This is a genomic window from Sphingomonas zeicaulis (assembly GCF_050433225.1).
Classification (GTDB): domain Bacteria; phylum Pseudomonadota; class Alphaproteobacteria; order Sphingomonadales; family Sphingomonadaceae; genus Sphingomonas_D; species Sphingomonas_D zeicaulis.
Genome location: NZ_JBNPXQ010000012.1, coordinates 119,229 through 134,397, shown reverse-complemented (window position 1 = coordinate 134,397; position 15,169 = coordinate 119,229). Strand labels below are relative to the sequence as shown.

Here is a 15,169-nt window from a genome sequence, read left to right as displayed (position 1 = left end):
AGGGCCGGATGGTGGAAGTTTCCGGTTTGCGTGTCGCGGGCGCGGTGATGGTCGCGGCGCTTGCGGGGGTGGCGATGATGATCCTGATCTTCACGGGCACGATGATGGTCGCGGGCGTCGCCGACGCGCTGATCGGGCTGCCGGCGATCATCTTCTTCGGCATGATCTTCGGATTGCCGATCGCGCTGGGGCATATCCTGATCCTCGGCATGCCGGCCTGGCTGTTGCTCAACCGCTGGCGCCCGCTGGACCGGATCGCCACCGCCGCGCTCGGGCTCGTGATCGGCGCGGTGCCGGTAACGATCCTCGGTTTCATGAATCCGCCCGCCTATCCGCTGACCCAGGTCGCATTCAGCGCCGCCTTCGGCGCGGCGGGGGCGGCCGCAGGGCTGGCCTTCCTGAGAACGCTGCGGCGCGGCTCGCCCGAATGACCGGCATCCTCATCATCGGCGGCTATGGAGGATTCGGTGCGCGGCTGGCGCGACGGCTGGCGGCGCGGGGGCATCGGCTGATCGTCGCCGGCCGCAGCCTCGACAAGGCGCGGCGCTTCTGCGCCACGCTGGGGGACGCCGAACCCGCGCGGGTCGACCGAACCGGCGACGTCGCCGACGCCCTGGCCACGCTCCGGCCCGATCTCGTCATCGACGCCGCGGGGCCGTTCCAGGCGGGCGGCCATGCCGTGCCCCGCGCCTGCATCGCCGCCGCCATCCCCTATGTCGATCTGGCCGACGCGCGCGGCTTCGTGACCGGTATCGGCGCGCTCGATGCGGCAGCACGCGCGGCCGGCGTCGCGATCGTGACAGGCGCGTCGAGCGTACCCGCGCTGTCGGGCGCCGCGGTGCGCGCGATTACGCAGGATATGGCGGCGGTGCGATCGGTGGAGATGGCGATCACCGCATCCAATCGCGCGGGGGCCGGCCCTGCGGTGACGCGCGCGGTGCTGTCCTATGCCGGCCAGGCGCTGCCGCTGTGGCGCGGTCGGCGCTGGGCGACCGGATTCGGCTGGCAGAAGATGCGACGCATGCGTTTTGCCGTCGCCGGCCGGCCGCCGCTCGACCGATTGGTCGCGCTCGCCGATGTGCCCGACCTTGCGCTGATGCCCTCCGCGCTACCCGGCGCCCCGGCGGTGACCTTCGGCGCGGGCACCGAGCTTGGTTTCCAGAACCTGTTCCTCTGGGCGGCAAGCTGGCCGGTGCGCTGGGGCTGGATCAAGGGACTGGTCGGCGCCGCGCCGTTGTTGTCGCGGCTGCAGCGGCTGACGATCCGGCTAGGCGGCACGCGTTCGGCGATGCGCGTCGCCGCGCGGGGCCGGCGGGCGGACGGCGATGTGGAACGGTGCTGGACCTTGCTCGCCGATCATGGCGACGGTCCGGAGATTCCGACGCTGGCAGCGGTGCTGGTCGCCGAGGCGATTCTCGGCGGGCGGATCGCGCCGGGCGCCGTCGCTGCGCATCGCCTGCTCGAGCTTGCCGACTTCGCGCCCTTGTTCGCGGAACTGGCCGTGTCCGACGAAATCGTCGAGCGCCGGCTGCCGCCACCGCTCTATCGCCGGGTGCTGGGCACCGGGTTCGACCGGCTGCCGCCGCTCGTCGCGGCGATGCACGATATCTGCGCCGATGACGGCGCAGTGGGTGAGGGCCATGTGAGGCGCGGCCGCGGGCCGCTCGCCGCCTTGGCGGGCGCGATCATGGGATTTCCACCCGCCGGCGACCATGACCTGCACGTGGCTTTCGCTGTCGAGGACGATGGCGAGCGCTGGACGCGACGCTTCGGCGGCCATGCCTTCTCCAGCCGCATGACGGCGCGGGCGGGGCTGCTGGTCGAGCGCTTCGGGCCGCTCCGCTTCGGCTTCGCGCTGACCGCCGATGCCGAGGGGCTGGTGATGCGCCTCCAGCGCTGGAGCATCGCCGGCGTGCCGCTGCCCTTGGTGCTGGCGCCGCGGCTGTCCGGCCGCGAATGGCAGGAGGGCGATCGCTTCCGCTTCGAAGTCGATGCCGCTTTGCCGCTCATCGGCCGGGTGGTGCGCTATGAAGGCTGGCTGCGGACGTCATCGGCGGAGCCCTGATCGGCGCCCCCGATCCGTCATTGCCTTCCCGCGGCCACGCGTGCACACCGGTGTCATGACCATTCCGGAAGTGCTCGCCGCGGTGCCGGCCGGTCTCCTCGCCACGCTGCGTCGCCGCCATGCCGAGCCGCAGCGCGCCTATCATGACTGGACGCATATCGAGGAGATGCTCGCCTTGTTCGCCGAGACGCGCGGCGATTTCGCGGCGCCGGAAGCGGTGCTCTACGCGATCCTGTTTCATGACGCAGTCTATGATCCGCAGACGCACGACAATGAGGAACGCAGCGCGGCACTGCTCGAAACGCTGGCGGGTGGGGTGCTCGATCGGCCGACACGCGACCGGGCGGTGCGCATGATCCTCGCCACCCGGCGCCACCGCATCGATCCCGCCCTGCCCGCGGAGGAGCAGGCCGATACCGCGCGCTTCCTCGACATGGATCTGGCCATCCTCGGTGCCGACGCGGCTCGCTTCGATGCTTATGAACAGGCGATCCGTTTCGAATATGGCCATGTCGAGGATGATGCCTTCGCCGCCGGCCGCGCCGCGGTGCTGGCCGGGTTCGGCCGGCGCGAGCGGCTCTATCTGTCCGACTGGGGCCATCACCGCTTCGAGGCGTCGGCGCGTGCGAACATCGCGCGTTCGTTGGCCCGCCTCGCGCCTGTTGCCTGAATGATAATGGAGGATCGAGAGGATGCACGTCACCACCCGCCGGCAAGCCATCGCGGCGCTCGCCGGAACCGCGGTCGCGGCACCGGCAGCACTCGCCGCGCCAACCCGGGCCACGCCGGCAGCGGGGCAGGGCGCGATCCTCCGCAGCGGCTTCATCTATGAAAGCGCACCCTATCCGCAATGTCATGCCTCGACGATCGTCGAACTGGCGGACGGCACCATCGCCGCATCCTGGTTCGGCGGCACGCGGGAACGGGATCCGGACGTGGAAATCTGGTTCGCGCGGCTGGGCGCGGATGGCTGGCAGAAGGGCGTCTCGGTCGCCAATGGCATTCAGCCGGGCGGTGCGCGGCTGCCCACTTGGAACCCGGTGCTGTTCCAGGATCCGGCCGGCCCGCTCCATCTGTTCTACAAGATCGGCCCGAACCCGCGCGAATGGTGGGGGATGGTGATCAGCTCCACCGACGGCGGCGCGCGCTGGAGCGCGCCGCGCAGGCTGGCCGATGGCGTGCTCGGCCCGATCAAGAACAAGCCGGTGGTGCTGGCGGACGGCAGCTGGCTCTCCCCCTCCAGTCTCGAGGCGGATCTCGATCGCTGGTCGCTGCACTTCGAGCGCAGCACCGATCGGGGCAGGAGCTGGACGGTGAGCGACCCGGTGCCCTCTCCGCAGCAGATCATGGCGATCCAGCCGAGCATCCTCTTTCACGCCGGCGGCAAGCTGCAGGCGGTGGCGCGCACCCGTCAGGGCGCGGTCGGCTCCTGCTGGTCTGAGGATGGCGGCAAGAGTTGGGGCCCGCTGGGTGCGGTCGACCTGCCCAATCCCAGCTCGGGCACGGATGCGGTGACGTTGGCGGATGGCCGCCACCTGATCGTCTACAACCACAGCGCGCACCGCCCGGAAAGCCCGGGCAAGGGCTCACGCTGGCCGCTGAACATCGGGCTGTCCGAGGATGGGCTCGCCTGGCGCAACGTGCTGACATTGGAAAGCGAACCGATCACCAGCGGCTATGCCTATCCGGCCGTGATCCAGGCGCGCGACGGCAAGGTCCACATCACCTACACCCACGGCCGCACGCGGATCCGCCACGTGGTGGTGGATCCGGCGCGGCTGGTGTGAGGGAACTCGCGCGGCTCCGGTTCGCTGTTTCGGCAGAGTGCCAACCACAGGAGCCGCGCGATGCCCGATCCCAACCAGCCCAGCCCCCGCCGCCTCGGCCGCGCCGGCATTTACATCGTTGCGATCGTGCTGGCGGTGATCGCCTTCATCTTTCTCGCGCGCAACGTCTGGCACGGCGAAGAATTGAAAGAGGATCAGGCGACCGGTCAGAACATGTCCAACTCGCACGACCAGCCGGCCTATGACACGAAATGATCAGGGCCGCGGCTGCACCCGCCGCCAGAAATCGTCGAACGTGATCGCATCGAAGAATGCGGTCGCCTCGACGATGCGGCCATCCTCCATCCTGAGAATCCAGGCATAGCTGTTGACGTAGGGCTTGCCGTCCAGCGCGGTGCCGTGCGCATCGAAATGGGCGATCACGGTGTCGCCTTCGGCATAAAGTCGGTGAACGGTAGGGATCAACCGATCGCGCATCCGCGCGTTGAACGGGCGGATCACCTCACGCATGAAGGCTTCCTTGCCTTCATAGGTCTTGCTGCCCAGCGAATTGCCGCTGATCGTCCAGCGCGCATCGGCGTCGAGCAGGTCATAGGGGCTGCCGGTCCCGTCCGCCCAGGCCTTCATGCCTTGGGCGATGGCAGCGCGGTTGCGCTGGGTTTCGGAAGTCTGGGCCATCGCCGTCTGCGGCGTGACCATGGGGCTGCCGACCGCCACCGCGGTGGCGAGCGCGAGACCGAACAAGGCTGAACTGCGCATCGTCTTTCTCCCTTACAGGCCGTCGACCGCCTGCGCGGCGGCGCGGGCGATTTGAAAATCCTGATCCACGGCGCCGCCCGAAACGCCGACCGCGCCGATCATCCGGCCCTCCGCATCGTGGAGGGGGATGCCGCCGGCGAACACCACGAGCCCGCCATTGCTGTTCTCCAGCCCAGGTGATGAGCCGCCGGGTCTGGAGAATTCACCGACCACCTCGGTGTTGAGCCCGAACAGCGCGGCGGTGCGTGCCTTGCCCAGCGCGATGTCGATCGAGCCGAGCAGCGCGCCATCCATGCGCGAGAAGGCCTTGAGGTGAACGCCGGCGTCGAGCACGGCGATGTTCATCGGAATGCCGATCGCCTCGGCGGCGCGCCGGCCGGCGGCGAGCACCGCCTCGGCCTGGTTCTGGGTGATCATGAGGGTGATCCCTTTTAGGAGTGCTTGAACCCCTCCCCTGAAGGGGAGGGGCGAAGACTGTGTCCGTCAGATCCTGTTTTCCCAGGCCTTGAGCTGATGGTCCTTCAGCATGTCCTCGATCACCTGCGGCACGACGTTGCGGAACTTGCCCTCGTCGGCTGGCACGATCTCGATCATGCGGTCGATCATCTCGGTGGGATCCATCTTGCCCTCGGGCGTGGCGAAGAAATCGTCGAAGCCCTTGCGCAGGTCGGCGCGCTTGGTGAAGTTCACGCTGTCGTCGAGCCAGCGGAACGGATTGTCCGCCATCGTCTCGTTATAGCCGGTGTAGTAGGCGCCCGGATTGATCGTCTGGATCCGGATGCCATAGGCAGCCAGTTCCTGCTGCAGCGCCTCCGCGATCGATTCCAGCGCGTGCTTGGTGGAGACATAGGTGCCCCAGTTCGCCGGGGTGAACAGCCCGCCCATCGAGGAGGTGAACACCACCTTGCCCTGCTTGCCGGCGCGCACCCACTTCTGGACGGCGCCCTGCGTCAGCACCAGCGGCAGGAAGACGTTGATCTCGTAATTCTTGCGGACGAGGTCGACGGGAATCTCCCACACCGGCCCCGCTTCGCCCATGCCCGCGTTGTTCCACAGGACGTCGAAGTCCCAGCTCAGTGCCTGCTTGATGTCATATTGGTCGGTAAGGTCGAGGCGATACACCTTGATCCGGTCGCTCAGCCCCAGCCCTTCCACTTCCTCGCGCAGCGGCGTGACCTGTGACGAAACATGCACGGTGGCGATGATGTCATGGCCGTTGCGCGCCATGCCGATCGCGGCGCCCTTGCCGAACCCCGAACCCGCGCCGGTGATGAGGATGGTTTTCTTCGACATCTTTCTTCTCCTTCAGTTGGTTGGCCGCCCCCTTGGCGTCCGATGAAGGAAAATTAGCCCTTGGCCCGCGGCGCCGCTTTTCACGGGTTGCGGGGAGTGTTCCGATCTTGCGGTGTCGGCAGATGCGGTGTCGCGGATCGATGATTGCCGGGTAAGTGGCCCGCTGAAACCCAAGCAACCATACTTAGATATAATCCGCGATACCGCATGTGCGATCGACGGGGTTCGATCGCGCATTCATTCTCCTCCCGACTTCGGGGAGAGCGGCGACGTTCAGCCGAAGCCTGCCCAGCCATCATCGTCGGGCGCGGCCCCGAGGGGATGTGCCGGCGCCTCCAGGGAGTGACTTCGATGAAGCTCAAGCATCTCATTGTCCTTGCTGGTCTTCCCCCCTCGCCGCCAGTGACGCGCTCGCGCAGCATGCCGGGCACATCGCGTCTCCCGCCGACGCGAAGATCGAGGCGTCGTTCGACATCGTCCGCACCGATGTCGCGAGCCAGGGCGCCGACATTCTCTTCCGCGTCCAGGTGCGCGGCAAGGCGGGCGAAATCCGGCCGAAGGCGACCGGCCAGTTCGCCGGCAGCGCGGTCTATTCCTATGTCTGGCCGACCAGCCTCGACAGCGCGCAGGTCGGCTTCGAGGAGAAGCAGGGCATCCTCGCGCTCGCGGTGACCTTCCACCCCGATTTCGACGATACTGCCGATGGCAGCGCCAACCGCCATGTATGGCACCCGCATTGGGTGGTGCTCACGCCCGACGATGCCTGCGGCAAGGACGCGCTCAAGGTGCGCGATATCCCGGCGGGGACCAACCCCAAGGTGCCGGCGACCTGGCCGAAAGTGCCGCTGCTGATCGACAGCCCGACCTACCCGACGATGCTGGCGACCGACACCGTCGAGGTGCGCGTCCCGGCCGCGGTGATCGGCGCGACCGCGGGCGTGAAGTTCGACGGCGTGACATCAGCGCTGAAGGTCAACGCCAATCTCCACGCCCCGCTGCTGTGCATCGCGAACGTCTTCGATGTCGCCTCCGGCGACCTCAGCCTGCCCGGCACGATCGGGCGTTGATCGAAACTCTGGAAGGGATTGCACCATGGCTTTCGTAACGACCGCCGACGGCACCGAGATCTTCTACAAGGATTGGGGGGCGAAGGACGCGCAGCCGATCGTTTTTCATCACGGCTGGCCGCTCAGCGCGGACGACTGGGACAATCAGATGATGTTTTTCCTGGCGCAGGGCTATCGCGTGATCGCGCATGATCGCCGCGGCCATGGCCGATCGACCCAGACCGACACCGGCAACGAGATGGATACCTATGCGGCCGACGTCGCGGTGTTGACCGACGCGCTCGACCTGAAGGATGCGATCCATGTCGGCCATTCGACCGGTGGGGGCGAAGTGGCGCATTATGTCGCGCGCGCGAAGCCCGGCCGGGTCGCCAAGGCGGTGCTGATCGGCGCGGTGCCGCCGGTGATGGTGAGGAAGGATTCGAACCCCGGCGGGCTGCCGATCGAGGTGTTCGACGGGTTCCGCGCCGCGCTGATCGCCAATCGCGCGCAATTCTTCGTCGATGTGCCGACCGGCCCCTTCTATGGCTATAACCGCGAGGGCGCGAAGATCGACCAGGGCGTGATCTGGAACTGGTGGCGCCAGGGCATGATGGGCGGCGCCAAGGCGCATCATGACTGCATCAAGGCGTTCAGCGAAACCGACTTCACCGAGGATCTGAAGGCGATCGAGGTACCGGTTCTGGTGATGCACGGCGATGACGACCAGATCGTGCCCTACGCCGATTCCGCGCCGCTTTCGGTCAAGCTGCTCCGCAACGGCACGTTGAAGACCTATGCCGGTCTGCCGCACGGGCTGTGCACCACGCATCCCGACGTGGTGAATCCGGATCTGCTCGCCTTCATTCGCGCATAGCGGGGTCAGCGGACGATGATGCCGTCGCCGCGGCATCATCGTTCGCAGCCGGAAGGCCGAAGCGGAAATCGCTGCCTTCGCCCGGCGTGCTGGTCATCCACATCCGTCCGCCGCAGCCTTCGACGACCGAGCGACAGATGGCGAGCCCCATGCCCATTCCGCCTTCGCGGCTGGTGTAGAAAGGCTCGAAAATGCGATCGGCATGCTCCCCCTCGATGCCGGTGCCGCCGTCCTTCACCGAAGCGTGTACCTCGTCCGCGTTGCGCCGGATGGTGATGGTCAGGTCGCGCGGGCCTGGGCACTGCGCCATCGCCTGCGCGCCGTTGAGCATCAGGTTGACGAGGACCTGTTGGATCTGGACGGGATCAGCGAGGACGCGTGGCAGATTCTCGTCAGCATCGAAATGCACCGAAACTTCGCTGTCGCGCAGTTCGCGCTCGATCAGCAGGATGGCGGTACGCGCGGCCTCCGCCAGCGAGATCGGCTCGGCGCGTTCCGGGGTATGCGCCAGGAAGGTCCGCGTGCGGCGGACGACGTCGCGCGCGCGGGTGGCATCCGCAATCACCTCGCGGATCGCCGCACGGGCTTCGGACAGGTCTGGCGGCGTCCGCCCCAGCCAGCGCAGGCTCGCCTCTGCATAGGAGACGATCGCCGACAAGGGCGAGTTGACCTCATGCGCGATCGATGCTGTGAGCGCGCCCATCGTCGTGATGCGCGAGGCGCGCAGCATGTCCCGTTCCAGCGTCAGCAGCCGTTCCTGCGAGGCGCGATAGCCGGTAATGTCGAGCGCGCTCACGACGATATCCTCGAAGCCCGCCGGGTCGGTGGGGATCTCGGCGGTGAACAGCGTATCGACGGGCGTGCCATCGGGCCCGACGATATGCGTTTCGGAACGGTAGTACCGATCGCCCCGCGCGAACGCGACCAGCCACTGCATGAACGTATGGTCGGTATCGGGCAGGATATTGTCGAGCGGGCCGATCAGCGCGGCCTTGTCGCCGGCTCCCATCATCTCGACCGCGAAGGCGTTCACATCCCTGATCATCACCCGGCGCCGCAGGTCGCGCAGATCGTGAGGCCGTTCGGTATAATAGGCCTGCACATCGTCGATCCCGCGCGCCAGCAGATCGGCGACCGCATCGCGGGCCGCGCTCCAATCCTCATGCCACAGCGACAAGCCCGCCCGCTCGAACAGGATGCGGCTCCAGCGCTCGCTTGCCGCCAGCCGCGCATAAGCGGTCGCCAGCTTGCGGTCATATTGCAGGATCGCCCATGCCGAGGCGGTGGCCGCGGCGATGATCAGTACCGCGGCGGCGATCAACGCGCCGCCGCCGAGCGCGACCGGCAGCAGCGGCACGGACAGCAGCGGCACTGCAACCGCGGGCGCCAGCAGCCAGCGCGGCCGCGGCAACAGCGTCGCGCCGCCGTCCGCCCCGTCTTGCAACCAGGATGGCGAGGCGCCCGTCTCTGCCGATGGCGCCGTCGAATCGCCCGGCCAGCGCGTGAAAACCTGTTTCATGCTGCTCCCCCCACGGGATAGAAGGGCATGAGCGACGCAAGATCAACGCCAATATACGTTCGTATAGGGTGCCGCCGGCCGCACCGGGGACAATGGTTGGTGCGCCTGGCGTGGCGGATCGAGGCATCGGCCGGGGCTTGGAACGATGGGTGGCGGCTGGCGTGAGCGGATCGGAGTTGGTAGCCGTCGTCGACGACGACAGGTCGATCCGCACCGCCTTGTCGAGCTTGCTGCGCTCGGCCGGTTACGATGTCGCGCTGTTCGAAACCGCCGAGGCCTTCCTGGAAGCGGACGTCGCCGGCCGGCCGGCATGCCTGATCACCGACATACAGATGCCGGGGATGGGCGGGCTTGCGTTGATCGAGCGGATCGCCGCCCTGTGGCCGGATCTGCCGGTGATCGTGATCACCGCCTTTCCCGAGGATGCGCTTCGCCGTCGTGCGCTGGATGCCGGCGCGGCGGCCTTTCTCAGCAAGCCCTTCGACGCGAACCTGCTTCTCGCCACGATCGAGCGGGAGCTCGCCGGCGATGACTAGGCCCGCCTCGCCGGCAATCGGAAGCCACCGTGCGGCGTCTGGAGAGCCCGTCGTCCATGTGATCGACGACGATCCCTCGATCCGCGGCGCGATCGACAGCCTGTTGCGCTCGGTGGACTTGCGCACGGCGTCTTATGGCTCGACGGCGGCCTTTCTCGCCGCCGAGCCGGACGACGCTCCCGGCTGCCTCCTGCTCGATGTGCGGCTGCCCAGGGTGAGCGGCCTCGATTTTCAGGCGCAGATGGCAGCGCATGGCATCCGGATACCGGTGATCATGATGACCGCGCACGGGGACATCCCGATGTCCGTGCGCGCGATGCGGGCCGGCGCGGTGGATTTCCTGACCAAGCCGTTCCGCGATCAGGATTTGATCGATGCGATTGCGCGCGCGATCGAGCAGGATCGTCGCCGTCGCGCCGAAGACGCCGCCCATGCCGACCTTCGACGCCGCCATGCGACGCTGTCGCACAGGGAACGGGAAGTGATGGCGTTGGTCAGCGACGGTCGTCTCAACAAGCAGGTGGCGTTCGAACTGGGGGTGAGCGAGATCACCATCAAGCTTCATCGGGCATCGGCAATGCGCAAGATGGGCGCGCGAACGCTTCCCGATCTGGTTCGTATGGTCGAGCGGTTGAAGCCGGATTGATCGCCCGTTTAGCCGGCGCGGCTGCGACGATACTGTCCCGGCGTATGGCCGGTCTGGCGTTGGAACGCGCGCGTGAAGCTCGCCTGGGAGGAAAAGCGGCAGGCAAACGCGATCTCGGCGAGGCTGAGATCGGAGACCGCCAGCATCTGCCGGGCGCGATCGAGGCGCCGGGCGCTGATATAGCGGTGCGGCGGGATGCCTGCGGCCTCCCTGAACGCGCGCGCAAAATGGTGCAGGCTGAGGCAGGCGACCCGGGCCAGATCGGCCAAGGCGATATCTTCGTCGAGATGATCCTCGATATAGGCGCACACCCGCTTGAGCCGGCGGTCGTCGAGCGGCCTGACGGTATTGGCCGGCCGAACGCCGCCGTCGCCGGACTCAGAATAGCCGGCGACGAGATGGGTCGCGAGCGCGAGCGCGAGTTGCTCGACCAAGAGGCCGCCGCTTGCCGTTTCCTGCCGTATCTCGCGCAGGATGCGATATCCGATCTGGCGGACGAACTCGTCATCGACATCCGCGAGATAACGGATGTGGTCCGGCCGCACCGGCCGGGAACTCAATTCCTCCACGCGCGAAAACTGCGCGGCAGGGATATAGAGGTGCAGGATCTCCGGCAGGTCGGCAGTGATCCGTATCGAATCCTCGTGGACGCCGATGGGGCAGAACCATAAAGTGCCGGAACGGACCGGCGTCCGCTGGAACGTGCCGTCGCCCCGCCGTTCGACGGCCCCGTGTTTGGCGTCGCTTAGGGCAAGCGTGATTTCCATCTGGTCGGGGCAGATTGCCGGCACCTCGCAGGCGGGATGAGCCCGCAACTCCGCGGCCAGGCCGGTCCATCTTCGCCCGGCGGAACTCCTCAGCAGGCCCGCTTCGGGGAATTTCCCTTCGCCAAAGCTGTGCAGTGCAGATGTTGGAGCGCTCATCGGAAACCCCACCCAGGCCGACTGCGCGAGTGTGCCGCGCGTGCGCTTTCCGATCAAGGCGCGCAAAGGAAGGATAAAGGTCAGCAATTTCGGGAAAGACGGCGGCGTTCGCCCATGCTCCCCTCGCTGGAGGGAGACGATGTGCCGCGCCATGATCGAGATGCTTCACCGCCAGGCTGTCCAACACAATGACCTTGTCGACGCACTGACCGCTTCGACCATCTCGGCCGAAGCGTATCGGCGGTGGAGCGATGCCGAGGGCACGTTGTCGCCGCAGGCGACCGATGCACTGCAGGCCTTGGTCGACAATGCGCGACGACTGCTCGACACCGCCCAGCACATGCTGAAGCTTCGCGAGGCATCGATGGCGGCACGCAGCGCCGAGCGCGCGTAATCGCTCCCGCGATTCAGCCCGAACCATCCCTTTGATAGGCACGTGCACGGCGCGGTGCGAGCGTCAGCGAATGAGCGCCCGCGACTCGGCGCGGCGGCGATCAGGATGGGGCGGGCGGACCGAAATTCACTGTAACGTCTGTCACTTTCGCACCGCTTGCCGCTGGTGGCCGCGTCTCGCGGCAGGGACAGCGAAATTTTCTCACTGCAATCGGCTGCGCGTGCAACGGCGCCTCATCGCGCTATCGCTGTTGCCGGAACGCGCTTGGCGTCTTGCCGGTGACCTTGCGGAACGCGGCCGCGAAGGAGGAAGGGGTTTCATATCCCACCGCCAGCGCCACCTCGGTCACCGGCAGTTCGGGGTGGGACAGCAACTGCCGCGCCTGTTCGATCCGGAGCGTCACTAGCCAGGCATGCGGTGTGCTGCCGGTCGCCTGCCGGAAAGCGGTGCAGAAGTGGAAGCGGCTGAGGCCGACGAGCGCGGCGAGTTCGTCGAGGCCGATCGGCTGGTCGATATGGTCGCGCATATGCGCGGTCACCTTGCGCACCTGCCAGTCGGCAAGGCCGCGGCGGGCGGGCGGGGTGATCGCGCCGAAGCTGGAATGGCCGCGCACCAACTGCGTCACCAGCAGGTCGGTCGCCTGTTCGACGAACAGCCGCGCGGCGGGGTTGCTCGCAGTGGTCGCGTCACGTCCCAACATCTCCAGGATCCGCGCGGCGATGGGATCCTCGAAGCCTACGCGGCCGAGCAGCTCGATCGCGCGGCCGCCGTTCAGTTGCTCGGCTGCGGCGACAAGGCGCTCGTGCGGCAAGAAGACGTGGCTGACGCCGATCGGCCCGGCGATATCCCAGCGGCCCTCATGCCCCTCGGGAATCACGGTGATCGATCCGGTCCTGGTCGTGCTCGCCAGCCGCTCCCCGCCCACGCGCCAGACGATATCCTGCGGCGTCCCATAATAGGTCATGACGACATGGCCGCGCATCGCGGGGAGATAATCGTGCAGCGCGCCATGGCCCCAGGGGGAAGTGAGCATGGTGGCATCGCGCAGCGCGACGTCGATCACCGGCGGCGCATGATCGAGGATGCGCGCCAGAGCATCCGGGGCATGGCCGAAGCCGGTCGGCGTGCTGGTCACCCCACCCCCTGCATGGTCGTTGCGATTGCGTGGTGATAGCGCGGGCGAGGGCGGATGGGCAATCGGGGCGTGTGATCACCGTCGCAACGCCAGCATCAGCCCGCCGGTTAGCACCAGCAGCCCGGCAAGCTGCGCGATCGAGGGGATCTCGCCGGTCAGCGGCACGCCCAGCAGGATCGCGACCGCTGGGGCAAGCGCCGGGAACAGCGAGGCGCGGCCGGCGCCGAGATGCTGGACCGCGCGACCGAAGGCGAACAGCGCGATCACGCCGGCGAACAGGCCGAGGAAGATCGCCTGCGTGATCAGCATCGCCGGCGCCGCTGCGGCGAGCGTCGCCGGCCCGCGGATCGCCAGATAGGTGGGGGCATAGACGAGCGCGGAAAGCACCGCGACGAGCGCGGTCGCCGCCATCGCCTCCACCTGCCAGTGCCGCTGCAGCACGGTGAACAGCGCCCACATCAGCCCCGCGGCGACGAACAGCAGGTCGCCCTTCCAGGCCTGCGATCCGCCCCGCAGCGGGTCCGGTCCCGCGGCGATCGCCAGCCCGGCAACGACAATCGCCAGCCCGATCAGCCGCGCGCGGCCCGGCCGTTCGGCGGTGACGATCGCGGCGAGGACGATGCCCATCAAGGTCACCGTGCCCAATTGCAGCACCGCGCTGTGCGCGAGCGGCGCGAACTCGAAGCCCGAAGTGCCGACGAGCATGAAGGGCGGCCCAGCGAGCAGCGCCAGCACGATCGCGCGACCCCAGCCGATCTTGGCGGTGACCCGGCGGTGGTGGCGCATCAGCCAGGGGAGAAGCAGCAGCCCCGCCGTCTCATAACGTAGCAAGGCGAGGTCGGCGGCGTCGAGCCCGGCTTCGACGCCGCGGGCCGACATCGCCAGGAAGCCGCCCCAGATCAGCGCAGCCAACCCGCCGAAGGCATAGCCCCGCTGCTGCTCCGAGAACCCGTCGCGTGGCAGCGCGCGCGCCAAGATCGCGCGCGCGCTCACCGGACGGCTCCCGGCGCCAGCGCCAGCAGGTTGCGGGCGGCAAGCAGTGCCATCGCCGCGAGGGTACCGGTGATGCCCACGGTCGCGAGCATCGCCAGCCAGGTCGGCGCCTGTTCGCCGATTGCGGCCAGGCAGCGCCGCGCCATGCCTGGCCAGCGCAGCCGCGGCGGCTGGGGAAGGCCGATATGCTGGCTGAAGGAGGCGGTCGGGGTCATGGCGGGTGCTCCTGTCCGGCCGCGCTCAGTGCGCCGTGGCGGGGTTGGCGGCGAAGTCGGTCGAAACCGCTACCGCGCGCCAGTCGGCGAGGATCGCCGCGTCCGCGACATGCTTGGCCTCGATCGCGGCGACGGTGTCGCTGCCCAGCGGCAGGCGGATCGGCGGGTTGGGCGCGTCGGCGAAGGCGACCAGCACATGCGCCAGTCTGTCGGGGTCGCCCGGCTGGCCATGGTTGAGATCGACGGCGACCGCGCGGACCTTGCCTGCGGTCTCGCTATAATCCTCGATCCGCGTCGGGCTGACGGACAGTGAGGCGGAATCGAGGAAGTCAGTACGAAAATAGCCCGGCTCGACCACCGTTACCTGGATGCCGAGCGGCGCCAGCTCATGGTGCAGCGATTCGGACAGGCCCTCGACTGCGAACTTGGTGGAGCTGTAGACGCCGAACCCCGGCCCGGCGCGATAGCCGCCGATCGACGAGATGTTGAGGATGCGGCCCGAGCGCTGCGCGCGCATCTGCGGCAGCACCGCGCGGGTCACGTTGAGCAGCCCGAACACATTGGTGCGATAGAGCCGCTCGACCTCGGCCGCGCTCGCTTCCTCGACCGCGCCGAGCAGGCCGAAGCCGGCATTGTTGAGCAGCACGTCGATGCGGCCGAAGCGATCGATCGCGGCGGCCGCGGCAGCCTGTGCCTGCGCCTCGTCGGTCACGTCGAGCGGCAGCGCAAGCAGTGCGGGGTGATCGCCGAGCGTCTTGATGACGGCGTCGGCATTGCGCGCGGTGGCGACGACATTGTCGCCTTGGTCGAGCGCGATACGGGCGATGCGGGCGCCGAAGCCGCGCGATGCGCCGGTGATGAACCAGGTCTTCATGATCGGAACTCCTTGAACCTTGCCGTGATTGGCAGGCTCAAGGTGCCCCGGATGCGTGATCGCCGCCGTCGCGGGATTGGCGCGACTATCGCAAAATTGCGATGGCG

At 67.9% G+C, this 15,169-nt stretch carries 19 protein-coding genes; 10 read left to right on the top strand and 9 right to left on the bottom strand.

Features of this window, described 5'->3' with window-relative positions; all coding sequences use genetic code 11:
* The first annotated feature begins 8 nt into the window (after positions 1 to 8).
* From FHS96_RS27060 to FHS96_RS27040, 5 genes are read left to right on the top strand one after another with little or no spacing between them, the layout of a single operon-like run.
* Positions 9 to 431, top strand: a complete 423-nt coding sequence (locus FHS96_RS27060) for a hypothetical protein (protein WP_429599317.1) — start codon at positions 9 to 11, stop codon at positions 429 to 431.
* Complete coding sequence (locus FHS96_RS27055) at positions 428 to 2,065, top strand: saccharopine dehydrogenase family protein (protein ID WP_429599314.1); 1,638 nt, start codon at positions 428 to 430, stop codon at positions 2,063 to 2,065. The genes FHS96_RS27060 and FHS96_RS27055 overlap by 4 nt, the downstream gene beginning before the upstream one ends.
* 55 nt (positions 2,066 to 2,120) lie before the next feature.
* Positions 2,121 to 2,735 carry an HD domain-containing protein gene (locus FHS96_RS27050; RefSeq protein ID WP_429599311.1) on the top strand — a complete coding sequence of 205 codons (615 nt, stop codon included), beginning with the start codon at positions 2,121 to 2,123 and terminating at the stop codon, positions 2,733 to 2,735.
* Between the two features lie 22 nt (positions 2,736 to 2,757).
* Positions 2,758 to 3,852, top strand: a complete 1,095-nt coding sequence (locus FHS96_RS27045; RefSeq protein WP_429599308.1) for a sialidase family protein — start codon at positions 2,758 to 2,760, stop codon at positions 3,850 to 3,852.
* A 60-nt stretch (positions 3,853 to 3,912) separates the two neighbouring features.
* A complete protein-coding gene (locus FHS96_RS27040; RefSeq protein WP_429599306.1) occupies positions 3,913 to 4,107 on the top strand; it encodes a hypothetical protein in 195 nt (64 codons plus the stop codon).
* Here FHS96_RS27040 and FHS96_RS27035 read toward each other — a convergent pair whose 3' ends face one another.
* The 3 genes from FHS96_RS27035 to FHS96_RS27025 form a co-directional block, all read right to left on the bottom strand.
* A complete protein-coding gene (locus tag FHS96_RS27035; protein WP_429599303.1) occupies positions 4,108 to 4,611 on the bottom strand; it encodes a nuclear transport factor 2 family protein in 504 nt (167 codons plus the stop codon).
* Positions 4,612 to 4,623: 12 nt separating this feature from the next.
* Entirely contained in the window at positions 4,624 to 5,028 is a 405-nt protein-coding gene (locus tag FHS96_RS27030) for a GlcG/HbpS family heme-binding protein (protein ID WP_429599300.1), read from the bottom strand.
* Positions 5,029 to 5,094: 66 nt separating this feature from the next.
* On the bottom strand, positions 5,095 to 5,904 hold the full coding sequence (locus FHS96_RS27025) for an SDR family oxidoreductase (RefSeq protein WP_429599297.1): 810 nt from the start codon (positions 5,902 to 5,904) through the stop codon (positions 5,095 to 5,097).
* 323 nt (positions 5,905 to 6,227) lie between these two features.
* Here FHS96_RS27025 and FHS96_RS27020 point away from each other — a divergent pair, with 323 nt between their 5' ends.
* Positions 6,228 to 6,971: a hypothetical protein gene (locus FHS96_RS27020; RefSeq protein WP_429599295.1), complete on the top strand. Its 744-nt coding sequence runs from the start codon at positions 6,228 to 6,230 to the stop codon at positions 6,969 to 6,971.
* Positions 6,972 to 6,996: 25 nt separating this feature from the next.
* On the top strand, positions 6,997 to 7,827 hold the full coding sequence (locus FHS96_RS27015; RefSeq protein WP_429599293.1) for an alpha/beta fold hydrolase: 831 nt from the start codon (positions 6,997 to 6,999) through the stop codon (positions 7,825 to 7,827).
* Here FHS96_RS27015 and FHS96_RS27010 read toward each other — a convergent pair.
* The gene (locus tag FHS96_RS27010) at positions 7,814 to 9,346 is read right to left on the bottom strand and encodes a sensor histidine kinase (RefSeq protein WP_429599290.1); all 1,533 of its coding nucleotides are present in this window, start codon (positions 9,344 to 9,346) and stop codon (positions 7,814 to 7,816) included. The genes FHS96_RS27015 and FHS96_RS27010 overlap by 14 nt on opposite strands.
* Positions 9,347 to 9,507: 161 nt before the next feature.
* Between FHS96_RS27010 and FHS96_RS27005 the strand changes: the two genes are divergently transcribed.
* Together FHS96_RS27005 and FHS96_RS27000 are read left to right on the top strand one after the other, a co-directional pair.
* Positions 9,508 to 9,882: a response regulator transcription factor gene (locus tag FHS96_RS27005; protein WP_429599288.1), complete on the top strand. Its 375-nt coding sequence runs from the start codon at positions 9,508 to 9,510 to the stop codon at positions 9,880 to 9,882.
* Positions 9,875 to 10,528, top strand: a complete 654-nt coding sequence (locus tag FHS96_RS27000) for a response regulator transcription factor (protein WP_429599285.1) — start codon at positions 9,875 to 9,877, stop codon at positions 10,526 to 10,528. Before FHS96_RS27005 ends, FHS96_RS27000 begins: the two co-directional genes overlap by 8 nt.
* A gap of 8 nt (positions 10,529 to 10,536) precedes the next feature.
* On the opposite strand, the gene FHS96_RS26995 is transcribed toward FHS96_RS27000, so the two are convergent.
* On the bottom strand, positions 10,537 to 11,604 hold the full coding sequence (locus tag FHS96_RS26995; protein WP_429599282.1) for a helix-turn-helix domain-containing protein: 1,068 nt from the start codon (positions 11,602 to 11,604) through the stop codon (positions 10,537 to 10,539).
* On the opposite strand from FHS96_RS26995, the gene FHS96_RS26990 reads away from it, so the two are divergent.
* A complete protein-coding gene (locus tag FHS96_RS26990) occupies positions 11,603 to 11,845 on the top strand; it encodes a hypothetical protein (RefSeq protein WP_429599279.1) in 243 nt (80 codons plus the stop codon). The two genes, FHS96_RS26995 and FHS96_RS26990, sit on opposite strands and share 2 nt — an antisense overlap.
* 241 nt (positions 11,846 to 12,086) lie before the next feature.
* On the opposite strand, the gene FHS96_RS26985 is transcribed toward FHS96_RS26990, so the two are convergent.
* The 4 genes from FHS96_RS26985 to FHS96_RS26970 all read right to left on the bottom strand — a co-directional run bounded on the left by FHS96_RS26985 (position 12,087) and on the right by FHS96_RS26970 (position 15,062).
* Positions 12,087 to 12,980 (bottom strand): helix-turn-helix domain-containing protein, encoded by an 894-nt coding sequence (locus tag FHS96_RS26985; protein ID WP_429599277.1) that lies wholly within the window; start codon positions 12,978 to 12,980, stop codon positions 12,087 to 12,089.
* Between the two features lie 75 nt (positions 12,981 to 13,055).
* Positions 13,056 to 13,973: a DMT family transporter gene (locus FHS96_RS26980; RefSeq protein ID WP_429599274.1), complete on the bottom strand. Its 918-nt coding sequence runs from the start codon at positions 13,971 to 13,973 to the stop codon at positions 13,056 to 13,058.
* Positions 13,970 to 14,188: a hypothetical protein gene (locus FHS96_RS26975; RefSeq protein ID WP_429599272.1), complete on the bottom strand. Its 219-nt coding sequence runs from the start codon at positions 14,186 to 14,188 to the stop codon at positions 13,970 to 13,972. Before FHS96_RS26975 ends, FHS96_RS26980 begins: the two co-directional genes overlap by 4 nt.
* Positions 14,189 to 14,213: 25 nt before the next feature.
* On the bottom strand, positions 14,214 to 15,062 hold the full coding sequence (locus FHS96_RS26970; protein WP_429599270.1) for an oxidoreductase: 849 nt from the start codon (positions 15,060 to 15,062) through the stop codon (positions 14,214 to 14,216).
* Positions 15,063 to 15,169: the final 107 nt, after the last annotated feature.